This window comes from Dyella nitratireducens (genome assembly GCF_014642835.1).
GTDB lineage: Bacteria > Pseudomonadota > Gammaproteobacteria > Xanthomonadales > Rhodanobacteraceae > Dyella_B > Dyella_B nitratireducens.
In genome coordinates this window covers 109,077-129,817 of record NZ_BMJA01000004.1, presented here as the reverse complement: position 1 = coordinate 129,817, position 20,741 = coordinate 109,077, and the positions used below count along the sequence as shown (strand labels likewise).

Below are 20,741 nucleotides of genomic sequence, written 5' to 3'. Positions count from 1 at the left end.
CAGGATGACTTTCACCTCAACCATTAATGCATGACTGTTCGGTATCCCATGTCAAAGCAGGGTTATAGCCCACGCCTATGAAATGGATCAGAACAATTCAATTCACGCGAGCAACATGTCCTCGTAGATTGGCCTGGAGGCCAGCCGACGCCAGCCCACCCTTCCAACAGAAAGGACTTCAGCCATGAACCAAGACGTCAATACTGTGACTCCCCCTGCAGAGACAGCAGCATCCGAAGCAGCGGGTGCATCGAAATGTCCCTTCCATCACGGAACTAGCACCGGCACGAGCAACCGCGACTGGTGGCCGAATCAGTTGAACCTGAAGATCCTGCACCAGCACTCCTCCTTGTCCGATCCCATGGGCAAGGATTTCAACTATGCCGACGCGTTCAACAGCCTCGACCTTGCTGCGCTGAAGAAGGATCTGCATGCGCTGATGACCGACTCGCAAGACTGGTGGCCGGCAGACTTTGGTCATTACGGCCCCTTGTTCATTCGCATGGCCTGGCACAGTGCGGGCACCTACCGTACGGGTGATGGACGCGGAGGCGCTGGCGCCGGCCAGCAGCGTTTCGCGCCCCTCAACAGCTGGCCGGACAACGTCAACCTGGACAAGGCACGCCGGTTGCTGTGGCCGATCAAGCAGAAGTACGGCAACAAAATTTCTTGGGCCGACCTGATGATTCTTACCGGCAACGTCGCGCTGGAATCGATGGGCTTCAAGACCTTCGGTTTCGGCGGCGGCCGTGCGGATGTTTGGGAACCGGAAGAGGACGTCAATTGGGGGACCGAAACCACCTGGCTGAATGACGACAAGCGCTATACCGGTGTGCGGGATCTCGAAAATCCGCTGGCTGCTGTGCAAATGGGCTTGATCTACGTGAACCCTGAAGGTCCGGCAGGCAATCCTGACCCGCTCGCAGCCGCCAAGGATATTCGCGAAACGTTCGGGCGCATGGCCATGAACGATGAGGAGACCGTCGCCTTGATCGCGGGCGGTCACACCTTCGGCAAAACCCATGGTGCCGGCCCGGCAACCCACGTTGGCCCCGAACCGGAAGCCGCAGGCATCGAAGAAATGGGCCTGGGCTGGAAGAGCAGCTTTGGCACCGGCAAAGGCGGCGATGCTATTGGCAGTGGCCTGGAAGTGACCTGGACCAGCTCGCCAACGAAGTGGAGCAACAACTTCTTCTGGAATCTGTTCGGCTACGAGTGGGAGCTCACCAAGAGTCCAGCTGGTGCACATCAGTGGACGCCGAAAGGTGGCGCAGGCGCAGGCACCGTGCCGGATGCGCACGATCGCGCGAAGCGCCATGCACCCTCGATGCTGACCACCGACCTCGCCCTGCGCTTCGACCCGGCGTACGAGAAGATTTCCAGGCACTTTCTGGAGAATCCGGACGATTTCGCCGATGCCTTCGCGCGTGCATGGTTCAAGCTGACCCATCGCGACATGGGGCCGCGGGCGCGTTATCTCGGTCCGGATGTGCCGGCAGAAGAGCTGATCTGGCAGGATCCCATTCCCGCCGTTGATCACAAGCTGATCGACGAGCAGGATGCCGCGGCTATCAAGGCCAAGATCCTGGGTTCCGGCCTATCCGTTTCGGAACTGGTTTCGACGGCATGGGCATCGGCGTCCACCTTCCGCGGTTCCGACAAGCGCGGCGGCGCCAATGGTGCGCGTATTCGCCTCGCTCCGCAGAAGGATTGGCAGGTCAATCAACCTGAGCAATTGGCGAAAGTGCTGAAGACGCTGGAAGGTATCCAGCAGGCTTTCAACAGCGCGCAGGCTGGCGGCAAGAAGGTGTCGCTCGCTGATCTGATCGTGCTGGGTGGCAACGCAGCCATTGAGCAGGCCGCAAAAAACGCCGGCGTGAATGTGACGATTCCCTTCGCACCGGGACGAACAGATGCCTCGCAGGAACAAACCGACGTGGAGTCGTTCGCCGTACTCGAACCGGTTGCCGACGGTTTCCGTAACTACCTCAAAGGCCAATACAGCGTTCCGGCCGAAGTGTTTCTGATCGACATGGCGCAATTGCTGACACTGACCGCGCCTGAAATGACTGCGCTGATCGGTGGCATGCGTGTGCTGGATACCAACTTCGGGCATACCCGGCATGGCGTTTTCACCAAGCAGCCGGGAAGCTTGACCAACGACTTCTTCGTCAACCTGTTGGACATGAACACGACATGGAAGGCAGCCTCCCGTGCGCAGGATGTGTTTGAAGGACGCGACGGCAAGACCGGTGACCTCAAGTGGACCGGAACGCGCGCCGACCTTGTTTTTGGTTCGAACTCGCAGTTGCGTGCGCTGGCGGAAGTCTATGGAAGCTCGGACGCCAAGGAAAAGTTTGTCCGTGACTTCGTCGCGGCCTGGAACAAGGTGATGAACCTCGACCGTTTCGAGCTTGCGTAATCAGCACGGAAATTGAGCAAAAAAAGCGCCGCAGCGTCCCCACGCTGCGGCGTTTCCGTCTGAAGTCAGCCGGTTATTGCTGGAATGAACTGAGGCTCAGGCAGCCATGCCCGACAGCGTGCTGCGCAACTCTTCATACGGCGTAAGCGTAGCGTCGGTCACGGCCGGTGCCGGCACGCGCGCGGGCAAGCGCCCGGCGCGCACCAGTTGATTGATGGATTGCTGCACTTCGCGCTGGCCAAACGGCTTCTTGATGAAGTCATCGGCGCCGAAGCGCTGTACGTAGAACTGCTCGGTGGCTTGCTGATTGCCGCTGATCATCACGATCGGGATGTGCTGCGTCAGCGGATCGTGACGCAACGCACGCAATACCGCGAAGCCGTTGATGCCTGGCAGGACGACGTCCAGGAAAATCAATTCCGGTTGCTCAGCCTTGGCCAGTTCGAGGGCGCTTTCGCCATCGACCGCCTTCTGCACCCCATACCCTTCCTGGCCGAGCATCTTGCCGAGTACTGCGCGAATGGTCGGCGAGTCGTCTACCACCAGAGTGCGCATGCCCTGTGCTGCTTGCACGAGGGGTTTCTGCTGCATGCTTTCCAGTGCCTGACCGCTCAACAACCGCTTGAAGAAATCGATACCGCTCATTTGGATCCCCCTTGAATCGCTCTTCGCGGCAACCTCTCCCGGATTGCCTGCTTTGGCGAAAAGATGATCACGCAGATGGGCGCGGATTTCTGAGATGTGCTGCTCAGGGAAAATCCTTAAGCCGTCGCAATTCTCGACGTTCCTGCTTGTTCGGACGGGTGGGAGGACGATTCAGCCCCGCTCCGCTCAGGCGTCGCAGCTCGCGCGCCTGCTCACGCGCAAGCCGGCTGGGTTCGGTTTCGCGATAGAGCATTTGGGCCACGCTGGCGGGTCCGCGAAGCTCGGCAAGCACCAGAATTTCCAGTTCCAGCCGCTCCTCGCCACGGGTCAGTCGCACGGTGTCGCCCACGTGCAGGGCCTTGGAAGGCTTGCAGCCGGCGCCGTTCACGTCGACCTTGCCACCGTCAATCGCCTGCTTGGCCAGGCTGCGCGTCTTGTACATGCGCGCGGCCCAGAGCCAGACGTCGGCGCGGACTTCGGTAAGCGTTTCGTCGTGTGTGTGTTTCATCGTGGCATTATCGGCGTACGGCCTGGCGGATGCAGGGTAAGTGGGAACGCCAAGGCGACGACGCAAGCCTGACGTACACGGGGAGTCCGCATGTTGCTCTACCTGCTGGACCTGATTGGCGTGGCGGTGTTCGCTGTAAGCGGCGTACTGATCGCCGCGCATGCGGGCATGGATCTGCTTGGTGGCTTGGCGCTGGCCGCACTGACAGCGATCGGCGGCGGCACGTTACGTGACGTACTGCTCAATCGCCATCCGATTTTCTGGGTGCGCGATGCGCGTTATCTGCTGGTGATCCTGGTCGCTTCGGCGTTGACCATGGTCTACGTCGCGTTCTTTCCGCCGCCGGGCCAAGGCTTCCTGATTGCGGATGCCTTGGGGTTGGCGCTGTTTGCGATCAGCGGTGCGCAGATTGCGGAGGCCGCGGGATTGTCGTGGTTGATCGTGGTGCTGATGGGAGCGATGACCGGCACGGCCGGCGGCATGTTGCGCGATGTGATGAGCGCCCGGGTGCCGTTGATCTTTCAGCAGGATCTTTATGCGACGGCGGCGATTGCCGGAGTCGTGGCATATCTGGTTTTGCAGAAGCTTAAAGCGCCGCGGGGAATTGCCGTGAGCGTAGGCGTAGCGGTAATCCTTTTGATGCGTTTGCTAGCGGTTGTGTGGGGCATGCACCTGCCGCGTTTGCACCTCATCGCAGCGTAACCCCAACGGCCATCATTCCCGCGAAAGCGGGAATCCATTTTGCTCCGATGCAAAGGCGGAGTTGGATTCCCGCTTTCGCAGGAATGACGACCATGAGGGCAACTTATCTCTTACTCCATCCACCATTTCAGATGGAGCAAGAGCATCATCAACCCAACAACACGCGATTCAAACGTTGCACGAACGCCGCCGGATCAGGCAACGGTGCACCTGCCGCAATCTCCGCCTGCTCCAGCAACAGGTTGGCGAGATCTCGCGACTTGCCTTCGTCACTCTCCGTTTCCACCCGCTTGAGCAGCGCATGCTGCGGATTGATCTCGAGCGTCGGCTTGCTGGATGGCATGTCGTGGCCTGCTTCGCGCAACAGTCGCGCCAGGTGCGGCGCCATCTCGTAATCCGACAACGCCAGGCACGACGGCGAATCGGTCAGGCGTGCGGACACCTTCACATCGCCGACGCGATCGCCCAGCAGATCCTTCAGCTTCTTCAACAGCGGCTCGGCCGCCTTGCTGGCCTCTTCCTGCTGCTTCTTCGCTTCCTCGTCCAGCGGCAGCTCACCCTTGGCGACGTTGCGCAGCTTCTTGCCGCTGTATTCGTTCAAGCTGCCCAGCATCCACTCGTCGATGCGATCGAACATCAGCAGCACTTCGATGTCCTTGGCCTTGAACGCTTCCAACTGCGGGCTGCCGACCGCAGCGGCGTAGCTGTCGGCGGTGATGTACCAGATGGTGTCCTGGCTCACCGGCATGCGGCCGATGTAATCGTCCAGCGACACGCTCTGCGTGCTGCCCTCGCCCTTGGTGGAGGCAAAGCGCAGCAGCTTGGCGATGCGCTCGCGGTTGGCATGATCTTCCACGATGCCTTCCTTGAGCGTGTTGCCGAAGGCCTTGTAGAAGGTCTGGAATTTCTCCGGCTCGTCCTTGGCCAGCTTTTCGATCAGGTCCAGCACGCGCTTCACGCAGGCGGCCTTGATGCGTTCCAGCTGGCGGTTCTGCTGCAGGATCTCTCGGCTCACGTTGAGCGGCAGATCATCAGCATCGACCACGCCACGCACGAAGCGCAGGTAGTTGGGCAGCAATTGCTCGGCGGCGTCCATGATGAAGACACGCTTGATGTAGAGCTTCAAGCCCTTGCGCTCATCACGTCCGCCCATCATCAGCTCGAACGGCGGCTGCGAGGGGAGATAAAGCAGCGTGATATAGCTCTGGTTGCCTTCGACGCGGTTGTGCGTCCAGGCGAGTGCATCGTTGAAGTCGTGGCCCAGCGACTTGTAGAAGTTCTGGTATTCCTCGTCGCTGATCTCGCTCTTGGACTTGGTCCATAGCGCGGAAGCGGCGTTCACGGTTTCCCATTCGTCGGTAGGCTTGTCGTCCTTTTCCACCGGCAGACGAATCGGGAAAGCGACGTGGTCGGAGTAGCGCGTAATCAACGAGCGCAGCTCCCAGCGCTTGAGGAAATCATCCTCATCAGCCTTCAGATGCAGCACGATCGCCGTGCCGCGTTCGGGCAGTTCGATCTGTTCCAGCAAGTATTCGCCCTTGCCGTCGCTTTCCCACTTCACGCCTTCGCTGGCCGGCAGTCCAGCGCGGCGGCTGAGCACGGTGACCTTGTCGGCCACCACGAAAGACGAGTAGAACCCGACGCCGAACTGGCCGATCAGCCGCGCATCACCTTTCTGCTCGGTGCTCATCGCTTCCAGAAAACGGCGCGTGCCGGAACTGGCGATAGTGCCCAGGTTGGCGACAATTTCGTCGCGACTCATGCCGACGCCGTTATCGCGTATGGTGACGGTACGGTTGTCAGTGTCCCAGCTCACGTCGATATGCAACTCGGCATCGCCGGACAGCAGCTCAGGCCTGCCGATGGATTCGAAACGGAGCTTGTCGCAAGCATCCGATGCGTTGGAGATGAGCTCGCGCAGGAAGATTTCCTTGTGCGAGTAGAGCGAGTGCGTCACCAGGTGCAGCACCTGAGCGACTTCGGCTTCGAATTTACGGGTTTCGGCTGTAGTGGTCATGGTGTCGTCGAAGGTTAGTCAGATAACAAAGAAGAACAAGATTACCTCTCACACGGAGAGGCGTGAGTGAGGGACCAAGGTTTACCCCAGACTTCAACGAAGCAACGCTCCGAATCCGGCGGTGTCGCTAGATTCTCCCCTCACCCAACCCTCTCCCCGGTGGGGAGAGGGAAAAAACCATTACATCATCTGCTTCTGCAGCGCCGCGATGCGCTCATCCAGCGGCGGATGACTCATGAACAGGCGTTGCAGTCCCTGCGCCAGCGGACCGGAGATACCGAAGGCAGCCATCGTCTTGGGCAGGGTGCTTTCGCCATGGTTGAGCTGCAGGCGCTGCAGCGCGGAGATCATCGCTCCACGGCCGGCGAGTTTGGCGCCCGCGGCATCCGCACGGAATTCGCGCCAGCGCGAGAAGGCCATCACGATCATCGAAGCGAACAGGCCGAACACCAACTGCAGCACCATTACCGAGACGAAGTAGCCGATGCCGCTACCTCCGCGATTGTCGCGACCACCGGAAAGCCAGCTATCGACCAGACGGCCGACGATGCGCGCAGCCACGATCACCAACGTATTGAGCACGCCCTGGATCAAGGTGAGCGTCACCATGTCGCCATTGGCAACGTGGCCTATTTCGTGCCCGAGCACGGCGGTGACCTGCTCACGATCCATCTGCTGCAGCAAGCCGGTACTTACGGCTACCAGCGCATGGTTCTTGCTCATGCCGGTAGCGAAGGCATTCATTTCCGGCGCGTCATAGACCGCCACCTCGGGCATGCCGATGCCGGCGTTCTGTGCATGGCGGCGCACCGTGTCGACCAGCCAACGCTCAGCCTCGTTCTGTGGCTGCTCGATGACGCGCGCACCGGTGGTCATCTTGGCCATCCACTTGGACATGGCCAGCGAGATGAAGGCACCACCCATACCGAAGACCGCGGCATAGGCAAGCAACCCGCCCATACCGCCATAGCCACGCATGGCCGCCCACTGATCGATGCCGAAGATATGGCAGACGATGCTTAGCAGCAGCAGGACAGCGATATTGGTGAGAAGAAAAAGTGCGATGCGGCGCATAGTCGTCCCTAAAGAGTTCTTCCGAATGTCTACCATGGTAACCAGCACCAGAGATTCTGGCTAAACCTACGTTTTTCAAGAGTTAAGCGCCGCAATCTGCCCCGCCGCCGACATGCCGGTCAGCTTACGTAGAATGGTGCGATGAGCTATCGCGGACGCTTCGCCCCCTCTCCCACTGGACTCTTGCACGCAGGCTCCCTGGTTGCCGCCGTGGGGAGCTGGTTATGCGCGCGCCACGCGGGTGGGCAGTGGCTGGTGCGGATGGAAGACATCGATCCGCCACGTGAGGTGCCTGGTTCGGCCGCGGCCATCCTCGCCGCCTTACCTGCATTCGGCCTCGTGGCGGACGAGCCTGTCATTCACCAATCGTCCCGCATCGCTGCTTATGAAACCGCCTTCGAACAACTGCGGCGGATGGGTTTGGTATTCCCCTGTTGGTGCAGCCGCAGCGACCTGGCAGCGGCGGGCGGCATCCATCGTGACGGCCGCTGCATAGCCCGGCCTGATCCCCAACGCGAACCTGCCTGGCGCATCCGGGTTGCAGATGAAACCGTCAGCTTCATCGATGAACGACAAGGCCCGCAACAGCAGCATTTGCGTGAGAGCGTGGGTGATTTCGTGATCCGCCGGGTGGAAGGTTTCTATTCTTACCAGCTCGCCTGCGTGGTGGATGATGCCTGGCAAGGCATCACCCAGGTGGTGCGCGGCAGCGATCTGCTCGATTCCACGCCACGGCAGATCTGGCTGCAACGTTGCCTGGGTTTGCCGACGCCGCATTATCTGCATCTACCGCTGGTACTGGACAGTGAAGGCCACAAGTTGTCGAAGTCCGAACGCTCACGCGAGGTCGATGTATCCGACCCTATACCGAGCCTGCATCGCGCGCTCACATTTCTGGGCATCACCACGACCGAGACAGCCGGCCATCCATCCGATTTGCTGGACGCAGCACTCAAGCATTTCGATCCGCGTCGTTTGACGCAATGCAGCGATCATCGCGCCGCTTAACCTTGTATAACGATCCGATGCGCAGCTTCGGCGTGCTGTCAAGAACTGCTATGCCTTCATGATGTCTGCGTATAACCTCAGCGGGTTCGCGCGCGTTGCGCGGTACTTCATTACGCAGACATTACAAGGAGAACAGGCATGACCCAGCGTACGGCTCTCGTCACAGGCGGCACTGGCGGCATTGGTACCGCGATCGTGCGCTACCTGGCCAAACAGGGACATAAAGTTGTCACGAACTACCGTGACGAAGCGAAGGCCCAATCTTGGCACAAGGCCATGACTCAGGATGGCATTGAAGTGGCCATGGTGCAGGGCGACGTGGCCGACCCGGTCTCGTGCGAGAACATGGTCAATGCGATCCATCACAAGGTTGGCAAGGTAGAGATCCTGGTCAACAACGCCGGCATCACTCGCGACACCACCTTCCACAAGATGACCTATCAGCAGTGGATGGATGTGGTGAATACCAACCTCAACGCCTGCTTCAACGTCACCCGCCCGGTGATCGAGGACATGCGCACCCGCAAATGGGGCCGCATTGTGCAGATCAGCTCGATCAACGGCCAGAAAGGCCAGTACGGCCAAGCCAACTACGCGGCGGCGAAGGCCGGTATGCACGGCTTCACCATCTCGCTGGCGCAGGAAAACGCGCGCTTCGGCATCACCGTGAACACCGTCTCGCCCGGCTACGTAGCCACCGACATGGTGATGGCGGTGCCGGAAGAAGTGCGTGACAAGATCGTCGCGCAGATTCCCGTCGGCCGGCTCGGTAAACCGGAGGAAATCGCGCATGCCGTGGCGTTCTTCACCACCGAAGATGCCAGTTGGATCACCGGCGCGAACTTGGCGATCAACGGTGGGCATTACATGGGCTGGTAATGCCGCGCATGCTAACCCTCTCCTTTCGAGGAGAGGGTTGCACTGAGTGCAACGCCCTCATCATTCACAACGAAGCGGTTGCTAGCGCTCCAGCAATTTCTCCATCACCTTCCCTACCGCCGCAAACGCAAACGCGCCGGTGACATGCGTGGCGGCACCCAAGCCGCCACCGCAGGCAAGGTTCAAGGAATCACCGCCAGGTGGACGAGTGCCACATACGGTGCCATCCGGTTGCGGGTATTGCACGTTCTGCAGCGAGTACACCGCCGACACGCCAAAGTAGCGATCCGGATTACGTGGGAAGCCGAAATCCTGCCGGAGTTTTTTCCGAATCAGGCTGAACATGGCATCGTGTTCCGTGCGCGAAAGATCGCGCACGCGAATCTGCGTTGGATCGGTGCGCCCACCTGCCGAACCCACCGTCACCATCGGCAGCTTGCGGCGGCGGCACCAGGCGATGGCCTCCAGTTTGACGCGAAATGCATCGCAGGCATCCAGCACGACGTCATAACCGCGGCCCAGCAGTTCATCCAGCGTGGCGGGCGTGAGAAAGCGCTCGATCGCCTCCAGGCGGATCGCGGGGTTGATCGCATGCGCGCGCGCGGCGATTACGCCTACTTTCGGCTTGCCATACTCGCCATCCAGCGCATGCAACTGGCGATTGGTGTTGGACACGCAAACCTCATCGGCATCGATCAGCGTGAGCCGGCCCACGCCGGAGCGCGCCAGTGCCTCGGCGGCCCAGGAGCCGACACCGCCAATGCCGATCACGCAAACATGTTTTTGCGCTAGCTTCGCCACGCTGCCGGCACCATACAGGCGCTCGACGCCATCAAAGCGCTCGGAAGGATACGCACCGCTCATAGGCAGCCACCGGCAGCCATGTCAGGAACGCAAGGATTCACGCCGTTTCCAGGCTCGAAAAGACTTGCTTATTTTACGGCCTAAGAGACCTCAAAGTGGGTTGGGGTATCCTTCGTGCCCACTGCCCTTCGTAAAGGAAAAGCAATGCGCGCAGCGCTCTTGATCGTGCTGGGTCTGGTGATCGGCATTCTTGGTACCGTGTTCACCATGCGGGCGTTGAGCGAACGCAACCCGTTTCCGGAAGCACTGATGGTGACCATGGGTTTTCATCGCCATCAGCTAGGGCAGGCAGTGAAAGGGCAGCGCTGCGAGGCGGCTACGAATTTTGATCAGCTGCAGCACATGCAGATGATTGCCGCAGACATCCCCGCCGCCTTTCCGGATGCGCCGCAGCCTTTCAAGGATTTGGCCGGCAAATTACACACTTCCTTGCAAACGGCCGTTCAATCGGCACCCACGGATTGCCCTGCCCTGGCCGCAGCGCTCAAGCCGGTGGATCAGGTTTGCCAGGAATGCCATCAGCAATATCGCTGAGGTGAGTTGGGGTTTGCTCCCCAACCTACGCGCCGCTTTAGTTCGGCTCGGCTTCGTCAGGCGCCGGGAACATCAGGATGGTGATTTCCTTACCCTGCGGAATCTCCACCACTGGTGTACCTAGCGCAGCAATACGATTTTTGAAGTCGATCAATTCTTCGCGCTGCCCTAGCGCCGAGCGGCCGTTGACTGCCCATACGCGGCTGCCCTGCCGCCAGCGCGCCAAGGCTTCGTCGAGCTGCGAGGTCACCATCGCGGTAGCATCGAGCGGCAGCTCGCCCTTCGGTTTCAATGTCGAGAGCATGGTGGGCGCGTTGGGATCACCGGTGAACACCGTATCCCCGGGCCGCACATTGGCCGCCAACGTAGCCGCTGCCATGTCCCAGCGCGGCTTGGTTTCCGCGCGATAGACCGGCCCCAGGTTCACTACGCCCAGCAGCAGCAATAACGTGGCCGCCATGATCAATACCCGGCGCGGCAGCAAGTCGGCGCCGAGCCCTGCGAGCACAAAGAACGGTGCCGCGCTCCATAGCACATAGCGCGGCAGCAGCATGGATTTGAACAGAGAAACGCTCAATATGAGCAGTGGCAGCACCAGCATGCTCAGCAACAGCACACGCCCTTCCAGCCGCTTGCACATACGAAACACGCCAGCACATCCGGCCAGCGCCACCAGCATGCCTAGCAGCGGCACCGCGGTATGCATCAGGTCGAACTTGACCACGGCTAGCATACGCATCAGGTAGACACTACCCGCTACCACCCACATGTGCTGCCAGCTCAGCTGTGGAATCCAGTCGAACTTCTGCAGCATGTGTCCGTCGCTGAAAGCGAAGATCGCCACATAGAACGGCACGATGCACCCAACGATGGCGATGGTGCTCCACAGCCAGTTACGGCAAAACGCGATACGTGTTTCCGAAGATGGCGCAAGACTGCGCCAGATCAACCACAAGGAAAGATTAGATGCGATCAACCACGGCACGGCATCACCAAGCACGTCCAGTGCCGCAATCGTGCCGAACGCATAGCCCCCCCACCCCATCCTCTCGGCATCCACACGGCGCAGATCAATAGCCGCATGCTGCGGATGTTGCGCAAGCCGCAGCAAACCCCACAACGCCACCGTGATCAACAAGGTCACCAGCGTATACGAACGCGCCTCCTGCCCGTATTGCACTTGCAAAGGTGACAACGCCATCAGTAACCCGGCAACGACGCCCGCATAGCGACTGCCAATGCGGGACGCAATGACGTACACCATGCCTACTGACATCGCGCCAAACAGTGCAGAAGGAACACGCACCCAGGCATGGCCCGCGCCAAAGAAGTAAGACAGCAGCCGCAATAGCAGGAAGTAGGTAGGCATGTGCCGATTGGTAAAACTGTCGGCAAACAGCCCGCTCAAGTCCAGATGAATGCGCTGCAACGTAAAGACCTCGTCAAGCCACAGCGACTGATGATCAATGCGGAACAGACGTGCCGCCAGGCTTAGTGCCACGATGGCCAGCAACCAGAATCTGTCGGCGTTTGCGGTGGACGCAGCACGGCTATCGAGTGCATGACGGCGATATAAAGCATCCGTACGTATCGCAGAAGTAATGAGGTCGTTCATGCGGCTATCCGCGGTCGAACCTGGCAGAGGACAAGCAATGTAACGTGCACCCTATACATCGGTTGTCTCGTGTATATGACAGTTTGGTACACATTCAGCCGAAAAAGCTTGCGGGTGTGACTTGCGGCATAGATTCAACGTGAAATCGTGCAGCCCATTGCACGCCTAATTTGTCTTTACATACTCGCAACGATTCGTAAGGCTTGCGCGAAACCTACGCGATCAAATCTTCACTCTGCCGCGCAGCACTTCCCAATACATCACCCAATCGCCCATCAAGCTGTACAAGGGATGCTGAAACGTAGCCGGCTTGTTCTTCTCGAATGCGAAGTGGCCGATCCATGCAAACCCATAGCCGACTACGGGCACCAACCACAGCCAAGCCAGCCGTCCAGAACCCAAGGCATACACCACCATCAACAACACCAGCGAGCTGCCGATGAAATGCAGTCGACGGCAACGGCGATCCCGGTGCTCGTTGAGGTAGTACGGATAGAAATCACGGAAGCTGGCGAACGCGGACATGGCGGACTCCACAGCGCTTTACGGCGATCAGCGTAATCCCGGCACGCCGCACATGCACGCTGCAGGACGTCATACCGGTAGCGGAATGAACTCTTCCTCATCGCCGAATACTTTGGCAAACCGCTGGGCTGCCCAGTCCGCCTTGGCCTGCTCGATACGCTCGAGCGAACTGGAAACGAAGTTCCACCACAGATGCCGTTCGCCATCGAGCGGTGCCCCGCCAAACAGCATCAGTCGACTGGCGGTCTTTGCCTGGACCGAGGGTGCGGATGCACCTGCCTGCACAGCCATCTGGGCGGATTGCAGGGTGAGGCCACCCCAGCTGACCTCGCCGTCGACCACGTGCACACCACGTTCCAGATGCTCATCCGGCAACCGTACTTGTGCGCCAGCATCCAGCCGGGCTTCGATAAAGAACATCGGTGCAAACACTTTCACCGGCGATGCACTGCCATAAGCCGTACCGGCGATCAGCACCAGCTCCGCGCCAGATTGGCGAATGCGTGGCAGGCTTTCGGCTTCGTGATGATGAAATTCCGGCTCCACTTCTTCGTGGGCACGCGGCAAGGCCACCCATACCTGGATACCGTGCATGCGCTGTCCGCTGCGGCGCGCCTCCGGTGGCGTGCGCTCCGAATGAACAATGCCACGCCCTGCGGTCATCCAATTCACGGCGCCAGGCGTGATGTCTGCCACGCTGCCAACGCTATCGCGATGGCGGATGCTGCCTTCGAACAGCCAGGTGACGGTAGCCAGGCCGATATGCGGATGTGGGCGTACATCCAAACCTTTGCCGGGCGCGAAATCTGCCGGCCCCATGTGGTCGTAGAACACGAACGGACCAACGTGGCGTGCGGCAAGCACCGGCAGCATGCGCCGCACGACGAAGCCGTCGCCGAGATCATGCAAGCGGCTTTTGTCGATCAAGGTCGGAAGAGTCTGCACGTTAAAACTCCGGTTACCAGGCGCGTTGATATTGCTCCGGCGGCGTGATGGTTGCACCCAGTTCCTGCGCGGCGCGGCGTGGGAAATACGGATCGCGCAGGCTGGCGCGTGCGATCAGCACCAGATCTGCAGCACCGCCGGCAATGATGCCATCTGCCTGCGCAGGCTCGGTGATCAGGCCCACCGCACCGGTAGCAATGCCTGTTTCCTGCCGAATGCGTGCGGCAAACGGAACCTGATAACCGGGACCGACCGGAATCTTGACGTGCGGCACCAGGCCCCCGCTGGAGACGTCGATCAAGTCCACGCCGAGGCCAGAAAGTTGACCTGCCAGTCGCACACTCTCGTCGATGGTCCAGCCGTTGTCGGCCCAGTCGGTGGCCGAAATGCGCAACCAGAGCGGCAGATTATCCGGCCAGACTTCACGCACTGCGGTAATGACTTCACGCACGAGACGCGTACGGTTTTCGAAGCTGCCACCGTATTCGTCGTTGCGATGGTTGCTCAACGGCGACATAAATTGATGCAGCAGGTAGCCATGTGCACCATGCAGCTCGACCAGCTTGAAGCCGGCTTCTTTCGCACGCACCGCAGCCGCACGGAAATCGGCTACAACTTGGCGAATCCCATCCATATCCAGCGCCTGCGGCACGTGCCAATCCGTGTCGAACGCAATCGCCGAAGGCGCCACGGTCTGCCATGCACCCTGGTCTGCCGGCAGCGATCCGCCGCCCTCCCAAGGACGCCAGACACTCGCCTTGCGACCAGCGTGCGCCAATTGCACGCCTGGAACCGCACCGTGCTCGGCCAGGAAGGCAACGATGGGGCGCCAAGCTTCAACCTGTGCGTCGTTCCAGATACCGGTGTCATGCGCAGAAATGCGCCCCTCTGGCGAGACCGCGGTGGCCTCCGTGATCACCGCACCGGCGCCACCCACGGCGCGACTGCCCAGGTGCACCATGTGCCATGCATTCGGCACGCCATCCAGCGCCGAGTATTCGCACATCGGCGATACCACGATGCGGTTGCGCAAGGTCTGGCTTCGCTGGGTATAAGGTTCGAACAGCTTCATCGCGGCACCGTCATGGCAAACAAAGTTCGTTACATGGCGGCGATCGAAGGCTGATCAAGTGCGGGCATCGACGTCCATCCATGCCACCCATTGCGCAACGAGACTTTCGGGCACCTTCATCCAGCTGAAGTGATCCGCTCGTTGCCCTGCAAGCTGGTCGGGTTCGATGATTCCCGTGCGTTTGGATGCCTGAGGCATCTTGCCGAGCAGCCATGCCAGCGAACGCGATGGTGCAAGCCAGTCATCGCGCAACTGCAACGCCCATACCGGTATCTGCAGTGCCGCCAGTTGTTGCTCAAAATCTACGGCCATGCCATGTGCGGCATAGCGTCCGGTGCGCCCGCTGCGCGACCAATCCGCTATAACGCCACGCGCTTCGTTACCGCCAAAACCGATCTTGCGTCCCGGTAGATAACCCAACAGTTTCGACAATGGCGCAGCCAACCCAAGCGCGGCGAAAATCAAAGGTGCATACGAAAACGTGCGCCAATAAGGCGATCCGCTCGCCGCCAGCAACATGCCGGCTACATCCTGGCGATGCAGGCTGGCATAAAGGCACGCCAGCTGTCCGCCGAGGCTATGCCCGCCCATCCAAAGCTTGGCATTCGGCCAACGTGTTCTTGCTTCGCGCACGCCGGCATTGAAATCGACTTCAAGCAATTCGCGATAACCCCAATCATGGTGCCGGTTTGCCCGTCGATTGCTGGAGCCGATACCACGCCACTCATGCAAGGCGACCGCTATGCCGCGAGCAGCAAACGCTTCTGCCAACGGTAAATAATGCTTTGCCGGCACACCCATCGCCGGCAACCAATAGACCGATTGCTCCGCAGGCTCTGCAGGTAGTACGCAAATCAATTCACTGCGCGCGCCATCCGCCGCGGCAACCGGCACGGTGATGGTCGATACAGTGCGGACGGAAGTCGATTCCAGGGACGCTGGCATCGGCACAGCTTACCTGTTAGCTGGCCATGCAAAAACAAGAAGGCCGGCCCCCGGGCCGGCCCTCAAATCACGACTTCAAGAATTTACGCCTTGCTCACTTCATCCGCCTGCAATCCCTTTTGCCCCTGCACGACTTTGAACTCGACCTTTTCGCCTTCCTTGAGGCTTTTGAAGCCATCGCCTTTGATAGCGCGAAAATGCACGAAAACGTCCGGGCCATTATCACGGCTGATAAAGCCAAAACCCTTGGCATCGTTGAACCATTTCACTTTGCCTATTTCACGTTGTTCCGACATAACTCACTCCATTGCGAGCACCGACTTTTTTTAAAGACCAGACGACCCACCCGAGCCGACGGCTTACTGTGAATGCTTCAGATCGGGTGGAGGCATGCGGACCAATCGCCGCCTTGCGAACGCGCCTTACCAAGCAACCGCAGTAAATACAGGATAATCACTCCTGTGAAAGCAAGTGTGATGAGAAATTCACGCGAAAATCGCTTAAAAAACGAAAAAGCCGGGCTTTTGGCCCGGCTTTTTCACGGCTTATTAATTGCTGGTTTCAGACCGCTGAAACCTCCTCCGCCTGGAGACCTTTAGGCCCCTGCTTGACGAGGAACGTGACCTTCTGGCCTTCCTTGAGCGATCGAAAACCATTGCCCTGGATTGACTTGAAGTGCACGAACAGGTCACCGCCCTTGTCGCTGCTGATGAACCCGTATCCCTTGGCGTCGTTAAACCACTTGACTGTGCCCGTTGCACGTTCTTCCGACATGACTAACCCCATCCGTTTCTAGCGCTAACCAATGAGAACCGCAGCCCACCCGAGCGGCGGCCACTGGGCATGCCGATAACCTTTCGTGCGCCCGGTGCAAAAACCTTTTGCGAACACGCATTTGTCGGCCAGCCAGCCGCCACAGGATAGTGATTTCCGTGAATCGATATGTGATGGAAAATTCACGCGCTGAATCACATTCGATAATCGCAGTTATATCGCGGAAATAAAAAAAACCGGGCATTACGCCCGGTTTTTTTAAATCGATCTAGCTCGATTTCTTTTAGGCAATTAGGCCGGAATCACTTCGTCGGCCTGCAGGCCCTTCTGGCCCTGCACTACCTTGAAGGTGACCTTCTGGCCTTCCTGCAGGCTCTTGAAGCCATTGCCCTGGATCGCGCGAAAGTGCACGAAAACATCCGGGCCATTGTCGCGGCTGATGAAGCCGAAACCCTTGGCATCGTTGAACCATTTGACGGTACCGGTCTGACGATCAGACATGTTGCTCACTCCAAAACTCAAGTTTTCAAAAAAGACTCGACCGCCTGATTTAGTGCGGTCTACTTACTGGTGTGCAAAGGAAAACCCAAGGGGTGAGCGATGAGGCGGATCTTAAATCAGCTGCACCGGGTCACGTGACTCTGGTGACCTAAGGCAAACTCAGTGCGCGCATCATACCTGTAATTCTCGCCACAAGCTAATGCGTGTTCAGCACGCATCCGTCAGGCGAAGTTGTATGCTTGATCATTCGATATGTGATGACTTTGTGATGACGCTCCTGAAACAGCGTAGTGCGGTGGCTTTCTGCCGTCTTCTCGACATCGGCGTCCTGGTTGCGCTCGGCGTGCTGCTGAGTGGTTGCGGCCAGGGGGTACGTAAGCCACAACCCATTGTTCCTCCACAAAAAATCACACTCACCGGCATTCCCGCCTGCGATAGCTACCTGAACAGCTATCTCACCTGTCATCGCGCTGCCGGTACCTATCCTGTGGATAGCCTGCAAACCCATTACCAGACGATGCACGATACGTTGCTGCAGGAAGCCAGCGACCCTGGCGTGCGCCCCTACCTGGCCAATCGCTGCATGGGCCTTGCCCAACAGTTGCAGGAAAGCTTGCAGGGGCGATCCTGCACGGCTCCAAACACCACATCTCGCTGAACACCTACTTTTCAACGGCGCCAATGCGCACGCAGCGCCGGCGCCAATGACGCCGGCCGGCATCGCCCAAGTCGAACCTCCGGAGTGCCGTGCCACGCCGCCATAGCGGCGATTGCTTCAGCCACTTCCGCAACCATGCGATCCGTCGGCGCAATACCCTCTTCAAGAAACAGCGCCTTGATCTCGAACTGGCCTTCGGCGCGATGTGCCTTGGCATCCAGACGCCCGATCAACCTTCCGCGATGCAGGATCGGCAGCACGTAGTAACCGTAGCGCCGCTTGGCCGCCGGCACGTAACACTCGATGGTGTAGTCGAAATCGAACATGGCGCGCACGCGCGCCCGATCCCACACCAGCGGATCGAACGGCGATAGCAAGGCGGTTTGCGTGGCACGCAGGCGTCCTGCATAAGCGCTATCGAGCAAGGCTGCGTGATCACGATGCACATAGGCAGCGCTACCCCAGCCGGCCACCTGCACACTCAGCAAATCACCTGCTGCAAGCAACGGCGCAAGCTCCCGATCATCCACGGCGGGCTTGAGCCGGAAGTAATCAGCGATCCATCGCGCCTGCGTGATACCTAGCGCACGCACGCTGTCGAGAATGAAATGCTGGCGCAACTCAGTGGTGGAACGGCTCAGCAACGCGCCATCAAAAGGCGGATCAAGCTTGGCAAGCACACGTTCGGCCAGATCGTAGACGCGCTGGAAGCGCTCGCGGCGCGTCACCATCAACTCGCCCGAGGCGAACCATGCTTCAAGCCAGCGCTTCTCTGGTTTCCATTCCCACCAGCCCGACGCAGCTCGTTCGGCACGCTCGAAATCAGAAGCACGCACCGCTCCGGTTGTGCGCACGCGTTCGAGCAAGGCATGCATTTCCTGAAGATTAGCATCGCGCGCACGCGCCGCGTGCTTATCCGCCCAATGGTTGCTTTGTGCCTGCGCGCGCCATGCGCGATGCGAACCGATATCGGCCGCGGTGACGAAGCAGGCTTCGTGCGCCCAGCATTCGGCGATGCGTCCGTTTTCCAATGCCTCTTCCAGCCAAGCCTGCGGATAGTCGCCAAGGCGCGCATAGAGCACCAGATAAGGACTGCGTGCGACGACGTGGATACTGTCGATCTGCAATAACCGCATGCGCTGGATCGCAGCAATCACATCCTCGCGCCGCGCACGACGTTTAGGTGCTTGCAGCAATCCTTGTGCAGCCAACTGCAAAGCACGCGCCTGGGAAAGGGTTAGAGCTTTCCTGTCCACTAAAAGTTCGCTCAATGACGGCCTGCCTTCACTGAATGGAGACATCACTATTCTGCTGGGATTTACACCGATATTGCTAACTTGCACATCAAGCTTGGCGGGTCGGTGACACATAACGCCAACCGGCTATCAGCACCGGCTCGCGCAAGCATTGCAAGGAGCTAACTCATGAAAGCCCGTATCCCCACCTTCATCGCCATCTTCAGCACCGGCCTGCTTGTTGCAGGTATCGCATCGGCGCAAACGCAAAGCCAGCCAATGCAGCAACCCGCTACAACCTCCCCAACCCAAAGCACTAGCAACGTGAGCGTCAATAACGCAGGGACCAATGCCGGCAGCAGCGGCGCGAACAGCGCCACGTATAACACGGCTAAAGGCCAGGTCACCGTCAACTCCACGATGGGCTCGACACCCTCTACGACCTCTCCGCCGTCGTTCGAACAACTGGCCAATGGCAAAAAATACATCAGCAAAGCAGACGCCAATGCGTATCCACCGTTGGCCAATGACTTCGAATATGCGGCTCATAACGGCAACCAAGTCAGCAAGGCGCAATACGAGCGCTGGGTGAAAGATCTGAACTGACCAAACCACACGCTTTTTGTCATGTACGCCGGCCGTCGTGAGATGGCCGGCGTTTTTATTGGCATACGCATATCGCTAGACTTGTCGGAACCGCGCCCGGAGTGGCGTCTTGGGGAGCTACCATGACATCTTGGTCCGGCTTTCTGCTGATAGGCCTGAGCGCCAGCCTGACGGCACTGCCGCTACATGCGCAAAATATCGATCCCGCCGACCTCAAAGCATGCACCGGCATCGAAAGCGATGCACAACGGCTTGCCTGCTACGACCACGCGGCAGGACGCAGCCAGATGCCTGCGGCGCAAAAGCGCGTCGGGCAACCACCCACTCCCGAATCCAAAGTGTTCCACGCCGAAAACGAAGCGACTACGGTGTCTCAAAACGCCACTGCGCCGCTGTCACTGCTGGACAGCCGCTGGGAGCTTTCACCGCAAAGCAAGCTGGGTACTTTCAACCTGCGCGGCTACAAGCCGATCTACGTGCTGCCGGTGTTCGCCACCACTCATCAGAACAACCTTCCCTACAGCCCGAATCCGGTCAACGCTGTACAGACACCACTGGGCATGCAAAACGTCGAAGGCAAGTTCCAGCTAAGCCTGAAAACCAAAATCTGGCAAGGCGTGTTCGGCGATACCGGCGACTTGTGGTTGGGCTACACGCAGGATTCCTACTGGCAGGTCTACAACGCCAAACTCTCGCGCCCGTTCCGCGAAACCGACTATGAGCCGGAGGCAATGCTGGTGTTCAACACCGACTACCACGTATTCGGCTGGAACGGCCGGTTGCTGGGAATCGGTCTCGATCATCAATCCAACGGACAATCTGATCCCGAATCGCGCAGCTGGAATCGGGTGATGGGGCAAATTGGCTTCGAGCGCGTGGATTGGACCATTGTGTTCCGTCCCTGGTGGCGCATTCCGGAACCTGCCAAGGACGACAACAATCCGGATATCAGCAACTACATGGGCCGCGCCGACATGCAGATCATCCACGAATGGAATGGCCAGGAGTTCAGCCTGCTGCTGCGCGACTCGCTACGCGGCGGTAGCCAGCAACACGGTGCAGGACGCCTGACGTGGAGTTTCCCGCTGGCTGGCAATCTGCGCGGCTACGTGGAGCTGTTCAAGGGCTATGGCGAGAACATTCTCGACTACAACCACAATGCCACCTATCTGGGCGTGGGCATTTCGCTGCTCGATTGGTATTGAAGCTTGC

At 59.3% G+C, this 20,741-nt stretch carries 22 protein-coding genes; 8 read left to right on the top strand and 14 right to left on the bottom strand.

The features are described 5' to 3' along the window. Positions 1–184: 184 nt before the first annotated feature. Positions 185–2,422: a catalase/peroxidase HPI gene (gene katG, locus IEX75_RS19385; protein ID WP_188796851.1), complete on the top strand. Its 2,238-nt coding sequence runs from the start codon at positions 185–187 to the stop codon at positions 2,420–2,422. Positions 2,423–2,518: 96 nt separating this feature from the next. Here katG and IEX75_RS19380 read toward each other — a convergent pair whose 3' ends face one another. Together IEX75_RS19380 and IEX75_RS19375 are read right to left on the bottom strand one after the other, a co-directional pair. Beyond that, positions 2,519–3,067, bottom strand: coding sequence for a response regulator (locus tag IEX75_RS19380; protein ID WP_188796849.1), 549 nt, complete (start codon positions 3,065–3,067; stop codon positions 2,519–2,521). Between the two features lie 103 nt (positions 3,068–3,170). Continuing rightward, on the bottom strand, positions 3,171–3,575 hold the full coding sequence (locus IEX75_RS19375) for an RNA-binding S4 domain-containing protein (protein ID WP_188796847.1): 405 nt from the start codon (positions 3,573–3,575) through the stop codon (positions 3,171–3,173). Between the two features lie 90 nt (positions 3,576–3,665). On the opposite strand from IEX75_RS19375, the gene IEX75_RS19370 reads away from it, so the two are divergent. Then, positions 3,666–4,277, top strand: coding sequence for a trimeric intracellular cation channel family protein (locus IEX75_RS19370; protein WP_188796846.1), 612 nt, complete (start codon positions 3,666–3,668; stop codon positions 4,275–4,277). 148 nt (positions 4,278–4,425) lie between these two features. Here the strand turns inward: IEX75_RS19370 and htpG are convergent, their stop codons facing one another. Both htpG and htpX read right to left on the bottom strand, forming a co-directional pair. Next, positions 4,426–6,294 (bottom strand): molecular chaperone HtpG, encoded by a 1,869-nt coding sequence (gene htpG, locus IEX75_RS19365; RefSeq protein WP_188796844.1) that lies wholly within the window; start codon positions 6,292–6,294, stop codon positions 4,426–4,428. A gap of 180 nt (positions 6,295–6,474) precedes the next feature. Beyond that, positions 6,475–7,368, bottom strand: a complete 894-nt coding sequence (htpX, locus tag IEX75_RS19360) for a protease HtpX (RefSeq protein ID WP_188796842.1) — start codon at positions 7,366–7,368, stop codon at positions 6,475–6,477. Between the two features lie 141 nt (positions 7,369–7,509). Here htpX and gluQRS point away from each other — a divergent pair, with 141 nt between their 5' ends. Both gluQRS and phbB read left to right on the top strand, forming a co-directional pair. Next, the gene (gene gluQRS, locus IEX75_RS19355; protein WP_188796840.1) at positions 7,510–8,376 is read left to right on the top strand and encodes a tRNA glutamyl-Q(34) synthetase GluQRS; all 867 of its coding nucleotides are present in this window, start codon (positions 7,510–7,512) and stop codon (positions 8,374–8,376) included. Between the two features lie 138 nt (positions 8,377–8,514). Further along, positions 8,515–9,255, top strand: a complete 741-nt coding sequence (gene phbB, locus IEX75_RS19350) for an acetoacetyl-CoA reductase (protein WP_188796838.1) — start codon at positions 8,515–8,517, stop codon at positions 9,253–9,255. 81 nt (positions 9,256–9,336) lie between these two features. Here the strand turns inward: phbB and IEX75_RS19345 are convergent, their stop codons facing one another. Beyond that, positions 9,337–10,119, bottom strand: coding sequence for a tRNA threonylcarbamoyladenosine dehydratase (locus IEX75_RS19345; RefSeq protein ID WP_188796837.1), 783 nt, complete (start codon positions 10,117–10,119; stop codon positions 9,337–9,339). A 144-nt stretch (positions 10,120–10,263) separates the two neighbouring features. On the opposite strand from IEX75_RS19345, the gene IEX75_RS19340 reads away from it, so the two are divergent. After that, positions 10,264–10,653: a cytochrome c gene (locus IEX75_RS19340; RefSeq protein WP_188796835.1), complete on the top strand. Its 390-nt coding sequence runs from the start codon at positions 10,264–10,266 to the stop codon at positions 10,651–10,653. Between the two features lie 37 nt (positions 10,654–10,690). On the opposite strand, the gene IEX75_RS19335 is transcribed toward IEX75_RS19340, so the two are convergent. From IEX75_RS19335 to IEX75_RS19300, 8 genes are all read right to left on the bottom strand, one after another. Then, complete coding sequence (locus IEX75_RS19335; RefSeq protein ID WP_188796833.1) at positions 10,691–12,268, bottom strand: glycosyltransferase family 39 protein; 1,578 nt, start codon at positions 12,266–12,268, stop codon at positions 10,691–10,693. Between the two features lie 222 nt (positions 12,269–12,490). Next, positions 12,491–12,793 carry an Mpo1-like protein gene (locus IEX75_RS19330; RefSeq protein WP_188796831.1) on the bottom strand — a complete coding sequence of 101 codons (303 nt, stop codon included), beginning with the start codon at positions 12,791–12,793 and terminating at the stop codon, positions 12,491–12,493. Positions 12,794–12,862: 69 nt separating this feature from the next. Beyond that, entirely contained in the window at positions 12,863–13,738 is an 876-nt protein-coding gene (locus IEX75_RS19325; protein ID WP_188796829.1) for a pirin family protein, read from the bottom strand. A gap of 13 nt (positions 13,739–13,751) precedes the next feature. Further along, positions 13,752–14,810, bottom strand: coding sequence for an NADH:flavin oxidoreductase/NADH oxidase (locus IEX75_RS19320; RefSeq protein WP_188796827.1), 1,059 nt, complete (start codon positions 14,808–14,810; stop codon positions 13,752–13,754). 54 nt (positions 14,811–14,864) lie between these two features. Further along, a complete protein-coding gene (locus IEX75_RS19315; RefSeq protein WP_188796825.1) occupies positions 14,865–15,755 on the bottom strand; it encodes an alpha/beta hydrolase family protein in 891 nt (296 codons plus the stop codon). Between the two features lie 83 nt (positions 15,756–15,838). After that, on the bottom strand, positions 15,839–16,051 hold the full coding sequence (locus IEX75_RS19310; RefSeq protein ID WP_188796822.1) for a cold-shock protein: 213 nt from the start codon (positions 16,049–16,051) through the stop codon (positions 15,839–15,841). Positions 16,052–16,316: 265 nt separating this feature from the next. After that, a complete protein-coding gene (locus tag IEX75_RS19305) occupies positions 16,317–16,529 on the bottom strand; it encodes a cold-shock protein (RefSeq protein ID WP_188796820.1) in 213 nt (70 codons plus the stop codon). Between the two features lie 291 nt (positions 16,530–16,820). Continuing rightward, positions 16,821–17,030 (bottom strand): cold-shock protein, encoded by a 210-nt coding sequence (locus tag IEX75_RS19300; protein WP_188796818.1) that lies wholly within the window; start codon positions 17,028–17,030, stop codon positions 16,821–16,823. 268 nt (positions 17,031–17,298) lie between these two features. Here IEX75_RS19300 and IEX75_RS19295 point away from each other — a divergent pair, with 268 nt between their 5' ends. Beyond that, positions 17,299–17,688 carry a hypothetical protein gene (locus IEX75_RS19295; RefSeq protein WP_188796816.1) on the top strand — a complete coding sequence of 130 codons (390 nt, stop codon included), beginning with the start codon at positions 17,299–17,301 and terminating at the stop codon, positions 17,686–17,688. Between the two features lie 11 nt (positions 17,689–17,699). On the opposite strand, the gene IEX75_RS19290 is transcribed toward IEX75_RS19295, so the two are convergent. Then, a complete protein-coding gene (locus tag IEX75_RS19290; protein ID WP_229720972.1) occupies positions 17,700–18,959 on the bottom strand; it encodes a winged helix-turn-helix domain-containing protein in 1,260 nt (419 codons plus the stop codon). 153 nt (positions 18,960–19,112) lie between these two features. Between IEX75_RS19290 and IEX75_RS19285 the strand changes: the two genes are divergently transcribed. Continuing rightward, the gene (locus IEX75_RS19285; protein WP_188796812.1) at positions 19,113–19,529 is read left to right on the top strand and encodes a hypothetical protein; all 417 of its coding nucleotides are present in this window, start codon (positions 19,113–19,115) and stop codon (positions 19,527–19,529) included. 122 nt (positions 19,530–19,651) lie between these two features. Beyond that, a complete protein-coding gene (locus IEX75_RS19280) occupies positions 19,652–20,734 on the top strand; it encodes a phospholipase A (protein ID WP_188796810.1) in 1,083 nt (360 codons plus the stop codon). Positions 20,735–20,741 lie beyond the last annotated feature (7 nt).

Coding starts and splice junctions, on each gene's coding strand:
- IEX75_RS19345 (WP_188796837.1), bottom strand. CDS start 10,119: ATGAGCGGTGCGTATCCTTCCGAGCGCTTTGATGGCGTCGAGCGCCTG.
- IEX75_RS19375 (WP_188796847.1), bottom strand. CDS start 3,575: ATGAAACACACACACGACGAAACGCTTACCGAAGTCCGCGCCGACGTC.
- IEX75_RS19310 (WP_188796822.1), bottom strand. CDS start 16,051: ATGTCGGAACAACGTGAAATAGGCAAAGTGAAATGGTTCAACGATGCC.
- IEX75_RS19380 (WP_188796849.1), bottom strand. CDS start 3,067: ATGAGCGGTATCGATTTCTTCAAGCGGTTGTTGAGCGGTCAGGCACTG.
- IEX75_RS19305 (WP_188796820.1), bottom strand. CDS start 16,529: ATGTCGGAAGAACGTGCAACGGGCACAGTCAAGTGGTTTAACGACGCC.
- katG (WP_188796851.1), top strand. CDS start 185: ATGAACCAAGACGTCAATACTGTGACTCCCCCTGCAGAGACAGCAGCA.
- htpX (WP_188796842.1), bottom strand. CDS start 7,368: ATGCGCCGCATCGCACTTTTTCTTCTCACCAATATCGCTGTCCTGCTG.
- gluQRS (WP_188796840.1), top strand. CDS start 7,510: ATGAGCTATCGCGGACGCTTCGCCCCCTCTCCCACTGGACTCTTGCAC.
- htpG (WP_188796844.1), bottom strand. CDS start 6,294: ATGACCACTACAGCCGAAACCCGTAAATTCGAAGCCGAAGTCGCTCAG.
- IEX75_RS19330 (WP_188796831.1), bottom strand. CDS start 12,793: ATGTCCGCGTTCGCCAGCTTCCGTGATTTCTATCCGTACTACCTCAAC.
- IEX75_RS19320 (WP_188796827.1), bottom strand. CDS start 14,810: ATGAAGCTGTTCGAACCTTATACCCAGCGAAGCCAGACCTTGCGCAAC.
- phbB (WP_188796838.1), top strand. CDS start 8,515: ATGACCCAGCGTACGGCTCTCGTCACAGGCGGCACTGGCGGCATTGGT.
- IEX75_RS19285 (WP_188796812.1), top strand. CDS start 19,113: ATGAAAGCCCGTATCCCCACCTTCATCGCCATCTTCAGCACCGGCCTG.
- IEX75_RS19335 (WP_188796833.1), bottom strand. CDS start 12,268: ATGAACGACCTCATTACTTCTGCGATACGTACGGATGCTTTATATCGC.
- IEX75_RS19300 (WP_188796818.1), bottom strand. CDS start 17,030: ATGTCTGATCGTCAGACCGGTACCGTCAAATGGTTCAACGATGCCAAG.
- IEX75_RS19295 (WP_188796816.1), top strand. CDS start 17,299: ATGACGCTCCTGAAACAGCGTAGTGCGGTGGCTTTCTGCCGTCTTCTC.
- IEX75_RS19340 (WP_188796835.1), top strand. CDS start 10,264: ATGCGCGCAGCGCTCTTGATCGTGCTGGGTCTGGTGATCGGCATTCTT.
- IEX75_RS19370 (WP_188796846.1), top strand. CDS start 3,666: ATGTTGCTCTACCTGCTGGACCTGATTGGCGTGGCGGTGTTCGCTGTA.
- IEX75_RS19315 (WP_188796825.1), bottom strand. CDS start 15,755: ATGCCAGCGTCCCTGGAATCGACTTCCGTCCGCACTGTATCGACCATC.
- IEX75_RS19280 (WP_188796810.1), top strand. CDS start 19,652: ATGACATCTTGGTCCGGCTTTCTGCTGATAGGCCTGAGCGCCAGCCTG.